This is a genomic window from Anaerobacillus sp. (assembly GCF_046314235.1).
In the GTDB taxonomy this organism is placed as follows: domain Bacteria; phylum Bacillota; class Bacilli; order Bacillales; family Anaerobacillaceae; genus Anaerobacillus.
This window is the reverse complement of sequence record NZ_JBKBWN010000012.1, coordinates 26950-44937: the sequence shown is the minus strand read 5'-3', so window position 1 is coordinate 44937 and position 17988 is coordinate 26950. Positions and strand designations below refer to the sequence as shown.

Genomic DNA, 17988 nt, shown 5'->3' with positions numbered 1-17988 from the left:
TACTGACGATATTATTAAATCTTGAAAATGCCTTTAAGATAGGAAATATAAGTAAACGTTTTCAGGTAAAGGGTGGTGCAAATGAAAAAATATAGTTTAGCTGTTGACATCGGAGCTTCAAGTGGAAGGCTCATACTAGGTTCACTTGATCAACAACAATTAAAACTAGAGGAAATTCACCGTTTTGAAAATAAGATTGTTCAAAAAGATCAACATTATTGTTGGGAAGTAGACAAGTTGTTTGACGAAATCAAGACAGGAATTAAAAAGTGTCAAGAAAAAGGGATCAAGCCAGAGAGTATTGGAATTGATACGTGGGCAGTTGATTTTGTTTTATTAGATGAGAATGATAAGTCGATCACTGAGGCAGTTGCTTATCGTGATCCGAGAACAGATGGGGTCATGGATGAAGTATTCAAACAAGTATCCAAAGAAAAAATTTATCAAGAGACAGGAATTCAATTTCAGAAATTTAACACTATCTATCAGTTATTTTCGCTAAAAATGAAACAACCTGAAATCTTAAATAAAGCAAGGACATTCTTAATGATCCCTGATTATTTTAACTTTTTATTAACAGGGAAGAAAGCAAATGAGTATACAAATGCTACTTCGACACAGTTGGTAAATGCATCAACGAAAGATTGGGACGATCAGTTATTAGATCAATTAGAGATACCTAAGAAAATGTTTCAGGAAATTAAGCCACCTAAAACGATCTTAGGTAATTTATCAGACGAACTCGTTGCAGAATTTGGTTTTGGCATGAAGGTGGTTCTTCCTGCTACTCATGACACCGGTTCGGCAGTTATTTCTGTACCAGAGTTAGATGAAACAATCTATTTAAGTTCTGGAACTTGGTCGTTAATTGGAATTGAAAATTCATTGCCTATTTGTGGTCCAAAAGCACTTCAATATAACTTCACCAATGAGGGTGGAATTGATTACCGTTACCGTTTCTTAAAAAATATTATGGGGCTTTGGATGATCCAAGAAGTAAAGAGAAATTATCAAGATCAGTATTCCTTTGCTGAATTAGTAGAATTAGCTCGTCAAGCAGATGGCTTTGCTTCTGTCGTCAACGTCGATGATGAAAGATTTTTAAAACCAGAAAATATGGTTATGGCTATACAAGGATATTGTCAAGAAATGAACATGCCCGTTCCAAAGACAGCAGGTGAGGTTGCCAAGTGTGTGTTTGATAGCTTGGTTAATAGCTATCAACAGGCTATCAATCAAATTGAAGAAATTTCCGAAAAGAGCTTTACTAAAGTCAATGTAATTGGCGGTGGTTGTCAAAATGAATATTTAAATCAACTTATTGCCAACAAGACAAATAAAGATGTATATGCAGGACCAATTGAAGCAACAGCAATCGGGAATATGGTTGCTCAACTAATGGCAATTGGCGAAATATCTGGTATTGATGAAGCGAGAACAATTATCATGAATTCTTTTGAAATTAAGAAATATACAACTAATTGTGAAGGGAAGGAAACGAAATGTCAGTAAAAGAAGCGTTTCAATGGGCGAAAAAAGAGTATGAAAAATGGGGGGTTGATGTCGAAGCTGCAATCGAAAAATTAAAAAATGTTCCGATATCGATACACTGCTGGCAAGGGGATGACGTAGCTGGTTTTGAAGTGAATGCAAGTGAATTATCAGGCGGAATTGATGTAACTGGAAATTACCCTGGTAAAGCGACAACACCGGAACAGCTACGTGCAGATTTAGAAAAAGCTCTGTCGCTTATTCCTGGTAAGCATCGAATTAATTTACATGCGATTTATGCTGAGACTAATGGAGAAGTAGTGGAAAGAGACCAACTAGAGCCAAAGCATTTTGCAAATTGGGTGCAATGGGCAAAAGAACAAGAGTTAGGCTTAGATTTTAATCCAACATTATTTTCGCATGAAAAAGCAAGTGATGGACTAACATTGTCTCACCCGAATGAAGAAATAAGAGAATATTGGATTAAACATTGTATTAAAAGTAGAGAAATTGGTGCTTATTTCGGGAAAGAACTAGGCACACCAGCTTTAACAAACATCTGGATTCCAGACGGATACAAAGACATTCCAAGTGATCGTCTTACTCCAAGACTTCGTTTGAAAGAGTCATTAGACAAAATCTATTCAGTAGAAGTAAATGAAGACTATAATATTGATGCAGTTGAAAGCAAAGTTTTCGGAATTGGTTCTGAATCCTATGTTGTCGGTTCACATGAATTTTATTTAAGCTATGCTTTAAAAAATAATAAATTATGTTTACTAGATACTGGACATTATCATCCGACAGAAACAGTATCTAACAAAATCTCTTCGATGCTTTTATTTAATGAAAAACTTGCCTTACATGTCTCTAGACCAGTACGTTGGGATAGTGACCATGTAGTCATTTTAGATGATGAATTAAAGGAAATTGCTCTTGAAATCGTTCGTAATGATGCTCTAAATCGAGTTATTATTGGGCTAGATTTCTTTGATGCAAGCATCAATCGTGTAGCAGCATGGACAATCGGCACGAGAAATATGATTAAGTCGTTGTTGTATGCAATGCTTGTACCAAATGAAAAGTTAAAACAATTGCAAGAAGAAGGCAACTTCACAGAAAGACTAGCGTTAATGGAAGAATTCAAAACCTATCCATTTGGGGCTATTTGGGATTACTATTGTGAAAAAATGGGTGTTCCAGTGAAGGAAACATGGCTAGAAGAAGTGAAAAAATACGAAGAAGAAGTATTGATTAAAAGATAAACAAGTATAAATAAATGGTGGAGGGATATCTTTATTTAGATCCCTCTGCTTTTTTTGTTTAGACATGTTATAATAAAAAAAACAAAGTAATCAAACATAAATAAACAATATACTTTTAAAAGGTATCAAGATATGGAGGAGACAGTATGTTAGTCGCAGAAAGACAGCGGAAAATCGTTGATTTAGTCAATGATCGACTTAGTATTAGAGTAACGGAATTAAGCCGAATTTTTTCAGTTACAGAAGAAACGATTAGACGGGACTTAGAGAAGCTAGAAAAAGAAGAAAAGTTGCTTCGTAGTCACGGAGGTGCGGTAAGTATTAAGAAAGATCAATCAGAACTTTCATTTGAAGAAAGAGAAATATTAAATGCAGCTGAAAAGAAAGCGATCGCAATCGAAGCCATTAATATAATCGAACCAGGTGAGCAAATCGTTTTAGATGCCAGTACGACTGCTTGGTACCTAGCAAAAGAATTACCGGATATGCCCTTAACCGTTCTCACAAACTCCATTAACGTGGCGATTGAACTTAGTAAAAAAGAAAAAGTGAAAGTCATATCAACTGGTGGAATGTTATTAGGTAAATCATTATCTTATGTAGGTCCTTTAGCAGAAAGATCTTTAAACATGTATCATGTGAATAAAGCATTTATTTCATGTAAAGGTGTCCACTTAGAAACAGGTTTGAGTGATACGTTAGAATGGCAAGCCTTGCTAAAAAAACAAATGATGTCAATAGCAGACAAAACCATTTTAATGGTCGACTGTTCAAAGTTTGGAATTCGCTCTTTTGCACATATTAATCCACTAGATAACGTCAATCAAATAATCACAGGAGGTTCTATGGACTCTCTTTATAAAGAAACAATGACAAAAATGAACATTCAAATAACGACAGCCAAATAAACTTAGGATAGTCACATGGATAATGTGGCTATCTTTTTTAAGTGAAAGAAAAATAAACAAAAGTTTAATGATGTCTAAATGGTGAATAAATAAAGAAAAGCAAAAATAAAACCATTAAAATTTGTTTGGATATGTTGACTGTTTAACAACTGGAAATTAAAATATATATATATAAGATAACCGCTGAAAGCACTTCACAAAAGGTGAAGTATTTCTTAGAGAATTATTGTGAAGTGTTGAACAAAAAATTAGGAGGAATAGAAAATGAGTAGAGTATTTACTGTACCATCAACTAATTTAATGGGGAGAGGTTGCCTAAATGATGTCGCGCCTTTCATTCAGGAGCTAGGATTAAAGAAAGCATTCGTCGTAACTGACAAATTTTTAAATAGTAACGGAATTGCCGATAAGGTATTATCTGTTTTGGCTGCAAGTGAGATTGAGACTGTTGTTTATGATGATGTAAATCCTAACCCAACAACTAAAAATGTTCATGATGGCTTAGCTTTTTATCAAGAAAGCGGTTGTGATTTTATCGTATCAATAGGTGGTGGATCACCACAAGATGCAGCAAAAGCAATCGGAATTGTAGCTACTAACGGCGGACATATTCGTGAGTATGAAGGTGTAGCAATGTCCAAAAACAAGTCGGTTCCAATTGTTGCTGTTAACACAACAGCAGGAACTTCAAGTGAATATACAATTAACTATGTAATTACTGATGAAGAGCGCCAAGTAAAAATGGTTATGGTTGATCGTAATAGTTTAGTAACGATCTCAGTAAATGATCCTGAATTAATGGTAGATAAACCAGCTGCATTAACAGCAGCAACAGGTATGGATGCCCTTACTCATGCAATTGAAGCAATTGTGACACCAGGTGCTTACCCTGTAACAGATGCAACAGCACTAGCATCAGTAGAAATCATTTTTAACTATTTACCAAGAGCAGTTAAGGATGGACATGATATTGAAGCGCGTGAACAAATGGTTTATGTTATGTTCTTAGCAGGAATGGCATTTAATAATGCAGGTCTTGGTTTTGTTCATGCAATGGCTCACCAGCTTGGTGGTGTATACGACTTACCACACGGTGTTTGTAATGCGATGTTATTGCCAATCGTTGAAAGAGAAAATGCGAAACGCGATCCTAAGAAATTCCGCGCAATTGCTAAAGCAATTGGAATTGAAGTAAATGGAAAAACAGATGAAGAGTGTGCAGATGCAGTGATCGAAGCAATTACAGCTTTATCTAAAGAAGTAGGCATTCCTAGTAAACTATCGGAATTAGGAGTTAACGAAGTAGACGTAAACAAATTAGCGGATAATGCATTAAAAGATGTTTGCGCACCAGGAAATCCATTCCAACCAACAAAAGATGAAGTTATTGCAATGTTTAAAGAAATAATTTAATGAAAAGGATAGAGGCTAGGACATAACAAAGTATCAGACACCGCCAGGCACCGAATATAGACATATGATAAATCTGTAAGTCTATATTTAGTTAAATCCTCGTGGTGTCAGACATTTTTGTCCTAGCCTCTTTTCCTTTTATAGAATTAAATTAAATATTTATTAAATCAGCAGACAAAGTAAATCAGAAAAATCGGTTTGCGGTAAGTGCTGTGTTAGGAATTGTAGCTTCGATTATTTTGACGTTTGGTAATATGGGGATCATTGTGTTAATGCTATTTGTAACATTATGGGGAGTAGCTGCCGGGTTTGGTGCACTAGCATTTTATGATTTGTGGTCAGCGGAGATAGTTCATACGAAGTACAGAGCAGGTGCACAAGGATTACTATTCTTTATTGCTCGAGTAGGTGTAGGTATCATTTCTTAAGCTGTTCCAATTATGTTAACAATGTTTGGATTTAAATTTGCAGGAACTTAATGATTGTTTTATTAAATATCCACTTTATTGTCGGGGTATTACTAGCTCCAAATAATAATGGTAATTCTTTAGATCAAATCCAATAAGATTCCTATGGTAAATCTGCATAAAAATTAAAATGGTAAAAGGTGGCGAGAAACATGATCCGTAAAGCTTCAATTATGAAAGTAAATCCTGATAGCTTTGAAGAATACAAAAAACGTCATGATGAGCTTTGGCCTGAAATGGCTAGTTTGTTAAAGGAGCATGGCTCACATAATTATTCGATTTTCTTAGATGAAGAAACGGGGACGTTATTTGCTTATGTCGAAATTGAAAGTCAGGAGAAATGGGACCAAGTAGCTCAAACTGATATTTGTCAAAAGTGGTGGGCATTTATGAAAGATATTATGGAGACTAATGAAGATAGTAGCCCAGTGTCGAAAGAACTTCTGGAAGTATTTTATTTAGCTTAAAAAGAGTTTAAGCAAAGAGGCAACAAATTTCGTTATCAATTGTTACTGAAGAGAAGGGTTGTCTCTTTTTATTATTCGCATTTATTGTAGATGGTAAAAGACGTGAGTAACTTATGCTATGTTAACAATGTAGTTATTATATAAACAGAAGTAAACAGAAATAAATAGATTCATACAAATAAGAAATATATTTGATTATGTTGACTAGGAGGATTGTTTGAAATAAAATATTGATAAAATAGTAGTACTTCATTTTTATCAAAGGTAGGTAGTTGAGAATAAATATGGTGTTAAGATTTTAGTAGAACAATTCTATGATTAAAAATATCATGGGATTATTCTTTTTTATTATCAGTTAATGTAAAATTTTAGTAACTGTAGTTTTTTGTTTCGAGTTAATTTGTAAACGCATTCACTCTTATGTTATTATTCAAAGCTCTTAAAATTTATCAAAGGAGAATGAGTAAAAGATGAGACAATATTTCATTTTTTTTTGCATCTTATTTTTTATGAGTGGTTGTTCTTCAAATTCGATTAATGAAAGATTTGAAGTAGTATATACGATAAATTCACGTTCTTCTTTTCAATTAGAGGGCGAAACTAGACAACAAGTTACTATTGCTGTTGTCCCTAAGCTCATTAACATTTCTTATTTTAATGCTGTGAGGGACGGAGCTTTAGAAGCAGGTAGAGATTTAGGAGTGGATATCATTTATAAAGGTCCGTTACTTGCGGATGTTAATCAGCAAATGGAGATTGTTAAAGAATTCATTGACTTAAAGGTTGATGTGATTGCGGTCTCGGCAAATGATCCGATTGGATTGGCTCCGATTTTATTAAAAGCAAAAGAGGAAGGTATTCACGTAATTACATGGGATTCAGATACTGTCACGGAAGCTCGTGACTTTTTTGTAAATATGGTTGAGCCTGAAACACTAGGAAGGCACTTAATGAATACGTTAGCCTGGAATACAGAAGAAGATGGTGAGTTTGCTATATTAACAGGCTCCCTATCTGCTTCAAATTTAAATGAATGGCTACACTGGATTAAAGTACAGAATCAAGAGTTTTATCCTAATATGAAATTAGTTGAAGTCGTTGCTACTGATGATGATCCAACTAAAGCGTATATTCTTTCTAAGGATCTACTTACTTTATATCCGAACCTAAAAGGAATTATCGGAAATACATCAGTTGGTCCACCTTCCGCTGCCCAAGCAGTGAAAGAATTAGATAAAGTTGGTGAAATATCTGTTGTTGGCTTATCACCACCGAATCAGATGAATGAGCATTTAAAGGATGGATCAGCACAAATTGTTACTTTATGGAGTCCTAAGAAACTAGGCTACCTAACTGTGGCCCTTGCAAAGAATATCCAAATGGGTGTGTCTCCATTTGATGGCCAAGAAATTCCGAAGGTAGGAAAAATACGTGTTATTGATGATATGATTATCATGGAACAGCCAATTGATTTTACGAAGGAAAATGTGGACCAGTATGATTTTTAAGTGGATAAAATTGCAAAATCTTCGTTTACGTACGAAGTTAATTGTATCTTATATTTTTCTTACTGTGCTTCCAATGTCTCTATTAGGTTACATTGCCTATGGACAATTTACTGATTCTATTGAGGCAGAGGTTGGAGAATACATCCCAAAGCTATTAGAACAAGCAAATGAAAATATAGATAATCAACTAAGAGAAATACGTCAGTTACCTAATCAACTCTATAATTCTAGTCAAGTCATTGCTGTATTACGAAAAGATGCTTACCAAAACCAGTCATCATTACTTACTGACCAATTTATCGTAAATAACTACTTAACAAGGTCCTATATAAATGGAAGTCACATAGATATTTTGGGTGTGTTTATATTATCAAAGAATCGAACCTATGAGAGTGTGAAAGTGCCATATTCAAATTTTGATTTATCTCAACAAATTTTACCTTATGGAACCAATTTAGATTTACGAGGAAATGAAGAATGGGTAGTTCTTCCCCATCAAACGACTCTCCAATTTCAAGGCGCCCCTCCATATATTATTTTTATGAGACAGCTTACAGATTTTGAGAATCAAACCAATTTAGGTACGATGCTTATTGTTGTTGAGTTGACATTCATAAAAAGCGTTATCAATAAATTAAATGCAGACGAGAAAGCTGAATTATGGATGATGGATAAGAATGGACGAATTATCTATCATTCTAACCCACTGTTCATTGGTGAAATTGATGAGGACTTTAGCTATTATCCAAAAATAAATGGAAGTTTTCGAACCGTTGGAGAGACTTCCAATCGTTTAATAAGTATCAATGAGTTAGAGAGTTGGGGATGGACGTTAGCTCACAGTATATTAATGAAGAATTTAACGGAAAGAACAGAAGTAGTGAAAAATATGACCGTGATTGTCTTTCTGATTATCATCGGTTTTAGTATAGTCATTTCGATCATCATGGCCATGACGGTTACTAATCCGCTCAATAGTTTAATGAAATTAATGAAAAGTGTTGAAAAAGGAAACTTTAATGTTGATTTTCCAATTCATTCAAGGGATGAAGTAGGGATGCTTGCTAAAAGCTTTAATTCGATGGTTAATGAAATTCAGGATTTAATACGTGAAAAATATCAAATTGAATTAAAACAAAAAGAAGCAGAATTATAAGCATTACAGTCGCAGATTAACCCTCATTTCATGTACAACACACTTGAGACGATTGCCATGTCCGTCGAGGATGACCATAAAGATATGGTTGTAAAAATGGTTACAATCCTAGGTAGGATGTTAAGATTTTCGATTAGTAATAAAGATACAATGGTTCCTATCTCTCAGGAACTATTACATATGAGAGATTATTTAACAATCCAAAAAATTCGTTTTCAAGATAAACTAGAGTTCGAGATTGAAAACACTATTGAAAGTTCCGTGTATTATACACCTAAATTTATTTTACAGCCTATTGTTGAAAATTCAGTTAAATATGCACTTGTAAGTGGACATATTACAACGATTAATGTTTCTATTGAAAAACAATTCAATTTAGAACTAGGGTCAGAAGATATTGTCCTCTTAATTAAAGATAATGGACCAGGTATGAACAAAAATATGCTTGTTACCATTCAAAGTTATCTTGAGTCAGACCCAATGGCTAAACGTGAGGCTCAATTTGGATTACTTAATGTTCAAGCTAGAATCAAAATGAAGTTTGGTAAACACTACGGCCTACGTATAGATAGCTGCGAAAAGAAAGGGACTGAAGTAGAAATAAGAATTCCAGTTTTATATGGAGCGGAATAGGGTGGATAAATTGACTCATAGACAAATTAGAACTGTAATTGTGGATGACGAGACATTACTGCGCAATGGGGTTACTAAATTGGTTCAGTCACTTGGTGAAGAGTGGAATGTGATAGCAACATTTTCAGATGGGCAGGAGCTGGTTGATAAATATATACAGGAACCGTTTGAATTTGATGTACTGATAACGGACATCAGAATGCCTATCATGGATGGGCTTACTCTCATAAAAGAAATGAAAAATTATTTAACCTTTAGTCCAATCGTTATTAGTGGATATGACGACTTTACCTACCTCCAAACAGCGATACGTGAAGGAGCTCATGAATACTTAATTAAACCTATCGATCGAGATGAATTCAGAGAACAGTTAACTAGAATTAAAGAAACAATTAAAAACAAATGGGCGGAAGATGAACAAATTATCTATACAAAGCAAGTTGAGTATTTATGTGAAATTACTAGAAATAGTGAAGTGGAACCGTCAATAAATTTGACAGAAATATTCCCTTCTGGAAACTTCTTCCTTCTTAATCTTGACCTTGATAGCGCGTATAGTTATTCAAGGTCGCTAGCAAACGACGAATGGAACAGTTGGTTATTTGCTTACGAAAACATTTTAAAAGAAACATTAAGTACTTCCAGTGAAAAGTACTGGAAATGGAAGGGGGCAGGGGCTTCTTTTTGGGTTTTGTTTTGTTGTGAGGAAAAGAAAACCGATGAAGATAAAAAGAAAGTAATTTTAAATTTTGCTCACCTCTTACAAGAGAATATCCAATCATATACACTGTTGACAATATCTATTGCTATCAGCAAAGTTTTTCAAGATTTAAGTGAAGTAAATGTGATTACAAAGGATTTAGTAGTACTTTTACAATACAGATTAATATTTGGAGAAAGCCAAATATTAGAACAAGATTTAGAGGAAAAGCTAATCAAAAACGATAAAGAAGTTAGTTTAACTAATGAAGCACAGATAACTATAAAAAAATTAATCCAATCGCTTGAACAGCAAACTGAAATCACTCTTCAGGAACAACTTGCTATTTATATTGAAGAGTTAAAGACGTTTCAATCGCCGATCAAAATAGAGTGGTATGTTCAGGCGCTTATGATTGAATTAACTCATTATCTATTAAGGCAGACACCACGGTTAAATAAAGAAGTACTTAAGATTCGAGAAACAACTGAGTTAGTAAGTAAAATAGGAAACTTTAGAGAGTTAGGATTGGAGCTTGAAAAAATAGTAATGTCTGTTTACAAAATTCTTTCAAAAGCTGACGAAGAAAAGGTACATGATCAAGTAGAAATAGCTAAAAATTGGATAATGGACCATTTGAATGAGAATATAACGATTGTGAAGATATCTAGTCAAGTCTATATGAATCCGACCTATTTTTGTGAATATTTTAAAAACCAAACGGGTCAAACCGTCCTTGACTTTGTAACTAGTGCTAGAATCAATAGGGCACGTGAATTATTATTAACAACAAATTTAAAAGTTTATGAAGTCGCAGAAAAAATAGGTTATTCTGACACAAAATATTTTAGTAAACTTTTTAAAAAACATTATGGTGAACTACCCTCCAAATACAAAAGCATGATTAAGTCAAAAGGATGAAAACCTCCAACTTGAAGGGGGTTTTTCTTTTTATTTATGGATAGGTTAATACTTCTGAATAATCACCACCTATATCCGAAATTCATCTTATTTTTGTAAACTGAAAAATGAACTAAACTTAATGTAAGCGTTAACAACGAAGCGTTTGAAAAGAAAAACTAGGAGTGAGGCTATGACAGAGTATGTTCTTGAATTACGTGGAATAACAAAGAAGTTTCCAGGTGTTACTGCTCTTAACAATGTGCATTTTAAACTAAAACCGGGTGAGATCCATGCATTGATGGGAGAAAATGGAGCAGGTAAATCTACTTTCATAAAAGTCATTACAGGAGTCCATTCTCCAAATGAAGGCGAGATTTTTCTAAATGGTCAAAAGATTGAATTCTCAAATCCAAAAGAAGCTCAAGCTGTTGGTATAGCTGCCATCTATCAACACGTGACAAACTATCCTGATCTAAGTGTAACGGAAAATATTTTTATGGGGCATGAGAAAGTTCAAAAATTGACTGGAAGATTACTTTGGAATGAAATGCACGAAGAAGCAAGAAAACTCCTTAGATCGCTAGGATGTTCAGTCGATCCAAAATCAGAGATGGGTGCTCTAAGTGTAGCACAACAACAAATTGTTGAAATAGCTAAAGCAATTTCTACAAAAGCAAAAATTATTATCATGGATGAACCAACCGCAGCATTAACAGCAAGAGAGAGTGAGGAACTCTATAAGATCGCAGAAAATCTTCGAGATCATGGTGCTTCCATCATTTTTATATCACACCGCTTCGAAGATATGTACAGATTAGCAACTCAAGTGACGGTATTACGCGATGCAAAATATATAGGTTCTTGGAAGGTTGATGAAATTTCAAATGAAGACCTTATTGTAGCAATGGTTGGTCGTGAGATTACCCAAGTGTACCCTGCGAAAAAAGGTCAAATTGGAGAAAAGTTATTAGAAGTAAAGGGTCTTTGCAAAACGGGTTATTTTGCAGATATCTCATTGACTGTTCACCGTGGTGAAATATTAGGGTTGACGGGCCTCGTTGGTGCTGGCCGAACGGAAGTATGTCAATCATTATTTGGAATAATGCCTTATGACAAAGGAGCGATTTTCATAAATGGCAAGGAAGTAATAATTAAAAATCCTAAGCAAGCGATGGGGTTAGGAATTGGCTATTTACCTGAAGATCGACAATTGCAAGGTCTTATCCTTCAATGGGGAATTGGAAGAAATATTACTCTTCCTGCTTTATCAAGATTAGGGAAAAAAGGCTGGTTAGATGAAAATAAAGAATCTGAGATAGCGAAAGAATTAGCAGAAAAAGTACATGTAAAGGCAAATAGTATTTTTGATCTTATTAGTTCTTTGTCAGGTGGAAACCAACAAAAAGTTGCAGTTGCCAAACTATTAACAGCTGACTTAGATATTATTATCCTTGATGAACCAACAAAAGGTGTTGATGTTGGTGCGAAATCAGCTATTTATGAAATCATTAATGAATTAGCTGCTACAGGCTATGGAATCATTATGATTTCTTCAGAAATGCCTGAAGTCATTGGAATGAGTGATCGAATAGCTGTTATGAAATCAGGCAGAATAACTAGAGTTCTAGATAAAGAAGGTGTAACTCAAGAGCTAATACTTGAAGCAGCTATGACTGATTTTTCGAAGAAAAATGTAGGGTGACAGAAAGGATATGAGGTGAAGCATATGAGTGAAACTGTATTACAGGGAGCAAACCCTCCTGAACCTGCCGAAGAAAAAACATCGATACTCGCTTCGATTTCTAAGTTTCGTGAGTTAGGGTTATTAGGGTTTATCATACTACTTTCAATCGTAGTTCAAATGAGAAATCCTAGCTTTTTAACAGTAGAAAATATTAATGACATGATTACGAATACGGCCATTTTAAGCATTCTAGCCCTTGGGATGGCGCTGGTTATTATTACAAGAGGAATTGATTTGTCTATTGGTGCTACATTAGCTCTTTCAGGAATGATTGTAGCTCAGACTGTAAGTGTTTACCAAGGTTTAAACCCTTTATTAGCAATTTTACTTGGAACAGTAATTGGAATTGCTTGCGGGTTGGTAATCGGTTTTCTTGTTTCAAAGATTGGGATCCTTCCTATCATTGCAACTCTCGCAATGATGAATATATTTCGGGGATTAACTTTTACAGTAAGTGATGGGAAATGGATTAGCTCATATCAAATGCCTGAAAGTTTTGTAAGTATTGCAACGAGTAAAATTCTTGGTATTAATACATTAATTGTCATTGCTATTGTTATTTATTCTATTGCCTTTTACTTTATCGATCATACGAGAACTGGTAGACAAATATACGCTGTAGGTAGTAACCCAGATTCTGCCAAAGTAAGTGGGATTAATCAGACTAAAATACTGATGCTTGTTTACACAATTATGGGTGGTTTAGCAGGTTTATCTGGAGTATTATGGGTTTCAAAATTTGCTTCTGCACAAGGAGATACAGCTTCTGGTTATGAATTAACCGTCATTGCTGCTTGTATCCTAGGTGGAGTTAGTATTGCGGGTGGTTCAGGGAAGCTGTCTGGTGTTATTCTAGGCGCATTGTTATTAGGAATTTTGAACAACGCACTACCATTATTAAATGTTTCACCATTTTGGCAAACAGCTATACAAGGGTTAATTATTCTTGTGGCAGTTATTATCAATGTTCTAGTAAAACGCGGTGTAGATCGTAATAATCTACTGAGGAGGAAAATATAACGCCATGGAACAGAGAATACAGAGTGAGTATGTGCAAAGAACATTGACAAATAGACAGGAATTTTCTCTAAAGAAATTTTTCTTTCAGTGGGAATGGTTATTAATCTTAGTCTTTCTACTAGTGATGATAATTAACACAAGTTTATCGCCATATTTCTTAACTGCGTCTGGCTTACGTGATGCTACTATGATCTTTTTAGACAAAGCATTTATTGTATTTCCAATGGTTATGATTATGATTTTAAGAGATATCGATATTTCCGTTGGTTCTACGGTAGCTTTATCATCAGTGGTAATGGCAACTGTTTATAATAGTTTAGGTGTTTCAATGGAAATAGCCATAGTTATATGCTTATTTGTTGGTGCTTTATGTGGTTTAATTAACGGCTTACTAATTGTAAAGTTTAAAGAGCTTTCAGCTGTAATTGTAACACTAGGAACGATGATTTTATTCAGAGGTATTGCATATGTCATTCTTCAGGACCAAGCTTCCGGTAATTTCCCTGATTGGTTTAGCTTCTTCGGTTGGGGTCATGTTGGTGGAATTCCTTTTATTCTATTAGCTTTTATCATTTTTGCGATCGGTTTTACCTTGTTACTTCATAAAACCACCTTTGGTAGACAAATATTTGCTATGGGGAACAATCCAACAGCTAGTAGATTTTCAGGGGTTCAAGTAGATAAATTAAAAGTGATTGTTTTCGTACTAGCAGGTTTAATGGCAGCAATTACCGCTATTTTCCTTACATCCAGAATGGGTAGTACAAGACCGAATGTGGCAACGATGTACGAACTTGATGTTATTGCGATGGTAGCACTTGGTGGTATTAGTACGGCTGGTGGTAAAGGCAGAATGATCGGAGCAATTATCGCGATCTTTATCATTGGGTTCCTCCAGTATGGGCTAGGATTAATAAATGTTCCTTCTCAAACCTTGCTTGTGATAGTCGGTATTCTGTTAATTGTATCAGTAGCTATCCCGAAATTAAATGTATCAATGAAGTTTGGCAAAAAGAACCAATCCAATTAAGTTACTTGATAGAACATTACAAGTAGTGTAGTTGTCTCTATTACGTATAAATAATCAAAATATTACATCGAAAAGGGGAAGAAAAGATGAAAAAAATCTTGTTAAAAACAATGGCAGCAGCTCTAGCGTTGGTAATGGTTGTAGGATGTGGCAGTGAACCATCGAATAATAATTCTTCTGATCCAAAAACGAATGGATCACAAAGTGAAACAATGAAATATGCAATGGTGTTTAAGAATACAGGAAACCCTTATGGAGAAAAAATGTTGGAAGGTTTTGAACAAGCAATTAAAGAAATTGGTGGCGAGGTTATTTTAAGGTCCCCAGATCAACCGACTGCTGAAGGGCAAATCCAGATTATTGAGCAGTTAATTACTCAAAAAGTGGCTGCGATTGCGATTGCTGGTAATGATTTTGATGCACTTCAACCAGTACTGACAAAAGCTATGAACCAAGGAATTAAAGTAGTTTCGGTAGACTCTGCAGTTAACTCAAAAAGCCGTATCGTTCATGTAAACCAAGCTAACCCTGAACGAATCGGTCGAATTCAAATTGAAGCGGTATCGGATATGATTGGTGGCGAAGGCCAAATTGCTGTATTAAGTGCAACATCACAAGCCGCCAATCAAAACTTGTGGATTGAATGGATGAAAAAGGAATTAGAAAAACCTGAATATGCCAAAATTGAATTGGTCAAAGTAGCTTACGGTGATGATTTAAGAGATAAAAGTGTATCAGAAACGGAAGCATTATTAAAATCATATCCTGATTTAAAGGCGATTATTGCGCCTACTACTGTAGGAATAGCAGCAGCTGGAAAAGTTATTACCGATAAAGGTTTAAAAGGAAAAGTGCTTGTTACCGGTTTAGGTCTTCCTAGTGAAATGGCAAGCTATATTGAGAGTGGTGTATCGCCATGGATGTACCTTTGGAATCCTATTGATGTAGGTTATGCAGCAGGAATCACAGCACATGCATTAGTAGAAGGAACTATTACTGGTGCAATTGGTGAAACCTATGAATTAGGTCGCCTTGGATCTAATGACATCGTTGAAGATGGTGATGGAACTCAAGTAATGCTAGGAGACCCATTCCGATTTGATGCAAGTAATATTACTGAGTGGAAGGAAGTTTACTAATTTGATAGGTTCTGAAAAAATGGTGGGCGTGTAAGAAAGATTGTTTGAAAACTAAAAATGGTAATAATTCAATCAAAGAGTTGACGGAAACGTTTTTATTAAGCATAGTGAATACTAAACCAAGTGAATTCGTAAGTTAATAAGCTCTCTTGTCGTTTACAGACAGGAGAGTTTTTGGCGAGTATATTTTTAACCAGACTCAATTACTAGCTCTAAATGCGGCAATTCAGGCAGCTCGTGCAGGAACACGGATAAGACTGGCGGTAGCAGAAGAAGTTCGAAAACTAGTTGTCAATTACCGAAAACATTATAGAAATCCCTTTTAAAATTGTACGTACTATATATAAAAATAAAAACGAAAATATTTTCTTGTACGTACAAAATTGATTGTAATGCATGAACATCTATTTTATAATAGTTTTAACAGATACTTTTTATGGAGCCAACTACGATTGGTTGTTTTCTAATGTTTAGAAATTTATTTATTTGAAACTATTATAGGAGGAAATGTATATGGTTCTTGATGTAAAAAATGCCATTCAGAGTGGCAAAACTGTACTTGGTATTGAACTTGGTTCAACTCGAATTAAAGCAGTACTTATTGGAGAAGATAATGCACCAATCGCTTCTGGTAGTCATGATTGGGAAAATAGCTACGTGAGCAATATCTGGACATATAGTGTAGAAGATATTTGGAAGGGTATACAAGATAGCTACCAAAAACTAGGCAATGATGTAAAAGAACGATATGGAGTCACTTTACAAACGGTAGGAGCAATCGGTTTTAGTGCAATGATGCATGGATATATGATTTTCAACAAAGAAGGGGAGCTTCTAGTACCTTTTCGTACTTGGCGTAACAATATTACCGAACAGGCTTCGGTAGAATTGACAAAGTTATTTAACTACAATATTCCTCAAAGGTGGAGTATTGCTCACTTGTACCAAGCGATCTTGAACGAGGAAGACCATATTAATGAGATTACCTTTCAGACAACGTTAGCTGGTTATATCCACTGGAAACTGACAGGGAATAAAGTTTTGGGAGTTGGTGAAGCATCTGGTGTTTTCCCAATTGACTTGAATACGAAGAATTATAATCAAAAAATGGTTGGTCAGTTTAATGGACTACTTGCATCTAGAAATCTAGCGTGGACACTAGAAGACATTTTGCCAGATGTTCTTGTAGCTGGTGAAAGTGCTGGAGTACTTACAGAAGAAGGGGCAAAGCTTCTTGATGTCAGCGGTAACTTAAAGCCTGGTATTCCACTTTGTCCGCCAGAGGGAGATGCAGGAACTGGGATGGTCGCAACAAACAGTATAGCGAAACATACTGGTAATGTTTCTGCTGGGACTTCAGCATTTGCAATGGTTGTATTGGAGAAAGATTTGTCCAAAGTATACCCAGAAATTGATCTTGTAACAACACCTACTGGTAATCTAGTAGCAATGGCTCACTCGAATAACTGTTCTTCAGACTTAAATGCCTGGGTAGGATTGTTTGAAGAGTTTACAAAAAAAATGGGTATAGAAGTAGACGTGAATAAATTATATGAAACTTTATTTCAGCAAGCTCTTCAAGGTGATCCTGATGGTGGAGGTCTGTTATCTTATGGATACCTTTCAGGTGAACACATGACCCATTTTGAAGAAGGGCGTCCATTGTTTGTTCGTTCTTCAAATAGTAACTTCAATCTTGCAAATTTCATGCGTATTCATTTATTCACAGCATTTGGAGCGATGAAAATGGGTATGGATATTCTTCTCAAAGATGAAAAAGTAAAACTGGATGAAATTTTAGGTCATGGTGGATTATTTAAAACAGAAGGTGTAGGACAAAGTATCTTAGCGGCTGCTCTTAATGTACCTGTTTCCGTAATGGAAACAGCTGGAGAAGGTGGAGCATGGGGGATTGCTTTGCTTGGATCATATATGATTAACAAAAAGAAGACCGAAACATTGGAAGAGTATTTAAACGAGAAAGTATTTAAAAATCAATCGGTAAAGAATGTGTCTCCAGATCCGAAAGATGTCGAAGGTTTTGAGCAATTTATGGAACGATATAAAAAGGGCCTTGGGATTGAAAGAGCTGCAGTAGATAACCTTAATTAGTATACTGAATTGGTGCTTACTTACCTAGTATA

General features: G+C 35.0%; 16 protein-coding genes and 1 pseudogene. All 17 read left to right on the top strand.

Going from position 1 to position 17988, the window contains the following annotated elements; genetic code table 11:
- Positions 1–81 precede the first annotated feature (81 nt).
- Positions 82–1512 (top strand): rhamnulokinase, encoded by a 1431-nt coding sequence (gene rhaB / locus ACK4M9_RS16070; RefSeq protein WP_409852717.1) that lies wholly within the window; start codon positions 82–84, stop codon positions 1510–1512.
- Entirely contained in the window at positions 1503–2756 is a 1254-nt protein-coding gene (gene rhaA / locus ACK4M9_RS16065; protein WP_409852714.1) for an L-rhamnose isomerase, read from the top strand. The genes rhaB and rhaA overlap by 10 nt, the downstream gene beginning before the upstream one ends.
- A gap of 146 nt (positions 2757–2902) precedes the next feature.
- A complete protein-coding gene (locus ACK4M9_RS16060) occupies positions 2903–3664 on the top strand; it encodes a DeoR/GlpR family DNA-binding transcription regulator (RefSeq protein ID WP_409852711.1) in 762 nt (253 codons plus the stop codon).
- Positions 3665–3928: 264 nt separating this feature from the next.
- The gene (locus tag ACK4M9_RS16055) at positions 3929–5077 is read left to right on the top strand and encodes an iron-containing alcohol dehydrogenase (protein WP_409852708.1); all 1149 of its coding nucleotides are present in this window, start codon (positions 3929–3931) and stop codon (positions 5075–5077) included.
- 212 nt (positions 5078–5289) lie between these two features.
- Complete coding sequence (locus tag ACK4M9_RS16050) at positions 5290–5505, top strand: hypothetical protein (RefSeq protein ID WP_409852706.1); 216 nt, start codon at positions 5290–5292, stop codon at positions 5503–5505.
- A gap of 191 nt (positions 5506–5696) precedes the next feature.
- The gene (gene rhaM, locus ACK4M9_RS16045; RefSeq protein WP_409852704.1) at positions 5697–6011 is read left to right on the top strand and encodes an L-rhamnose mutarotase; all 315 of its coding nucleotides are present in this window, start codon (positions 5697–5699) and stop codon (positions 6009–6011) included.
- Between the two features lie 470 nt (positions 6012–6481).
- Positions 6482–7519 carry an autoinducer 2 ABC transporter substrate-binding protein gene (locus ACK4M9_RS16040; RefSeq protein WP_409852701.1) on the top strand — a complete coding sequence of 346 codons (1038 nt, stop codon included), beginning with the start codon at positions 6482–6484 and terminating at the stop codon, positions 7517–7519.
- Between the two features lie 10 nt (positions 7520–7529).
- A complete protein-coding gene (locus tag ACK4M9_RS16035; protein ID WP_409852698.1) occupies positions 7530–8675 on the top strand; it encodes a cache domain-containing sensor histidine kinase in 1146 nt (381 codons plus the stop codon).
- A 12-nt stretch (positions 8676–8687) separates the two neighbouring features.
- A pseudogene (locus ACK4M9_RS16030) lies at positions 8688–8891 on the top strand (histidine kinase); the annotation flags it as partial.
- Positions 8892–8936: 45 nt separating this feature from the next.
- Positions 8937–9308 (top strand): sensor histidine kinase, encoded by a 372-nt coding sequence (locus tag ACK4M9_RS16025; RefSeq protein WP_409852902.1) that lies wholly within the window; start codon positions 8937–8939, stop codon positions 9306–9308.
- Position 9309: 1 nt separating this feature from the next.
- Positions 9310–10929 carry a response regulator transcription factor gene (locus tag ACK4M9_RS16020; protein WP_409852695.1) on the top strand — a complete coding sequence of 540 codons (1620 nt, stop codon included), beginning with the start codon at positions 9310–9312 and terminating at the stop codon, positions 10927–10929.
- Between the two features lie 172 nt (positions 10930–11101).
- Positions 11102–12613, top strand: coding sequence for a sugar ABC transporter ATP-binding protein (locus ACK4M9_RS16015; protein ID WP_409852692.1), 1512 nt, complete (start codon positions 11102–11104; stop codon positions 12611–12613).
- A 24-nt stretch (positions 12614–12637) separates the two neighbouring features.
- Positions 12638–13675 carry an ABC transporter permease gene (locus ACK4M9_RS16010; protein ID WP_409852689.1) on the top strand — a complete coding sequence of 346 codons (1038 nt, stop codon included), beginning with the start codon at positions 12638–12640 and terminating at the stop codon, positions 13673–13675.
- A gap of 4 nt (positions 13676–13679) precedes the next feature.
- Positions 13680–14705, top strand: a complete 1026-nt coding sequence (locus ACK4M9_RS16005) for an ABC transporter permease (RefSeq protein ID WP_409852687.1) — start codon at positions 13680–13682, stop codon at positions 14703–14705.
- 86 nt (positions 14706–14791) lie between these two features.
- A complete protein-coding gene (gene rhaS / locus ACK4M9_RS16000; RefSeq protein ID WP_409852685.1) occupies positions 14792–15844 on the top strand; it encodes a rhamnose ABC transporter substrate-binding protein in 1053 nt (350 codons plus the stop codon).
- Between the two features lie 149 nt (positions 15845–15993).
- Positions 15994–16170, top strand: coding sequence for a methyl-accepting chemotaxis protein (locus ACK4M9_RS15995; protein ID WP_409852683.1), 177 nt, complete (start codon positions 15994–15996; stop codon positions 16168–16170).
- Positions 16171–16357: 187 nt separating this feature from the next.
- The gene (locus ACK4M9_RS15990) at positions 16358–17956 is read left to right on the top strand and encodes a xylulokinase (protein ID WP_409852681.1); all 1599 of its coding nucleotides are present in this window, start codon (positions 16358–16360) and stop codon (positions 17954–17956) included.
- The last annotated feature ends 32 nt before the right edge of the window (positions 17957–17988 follow it).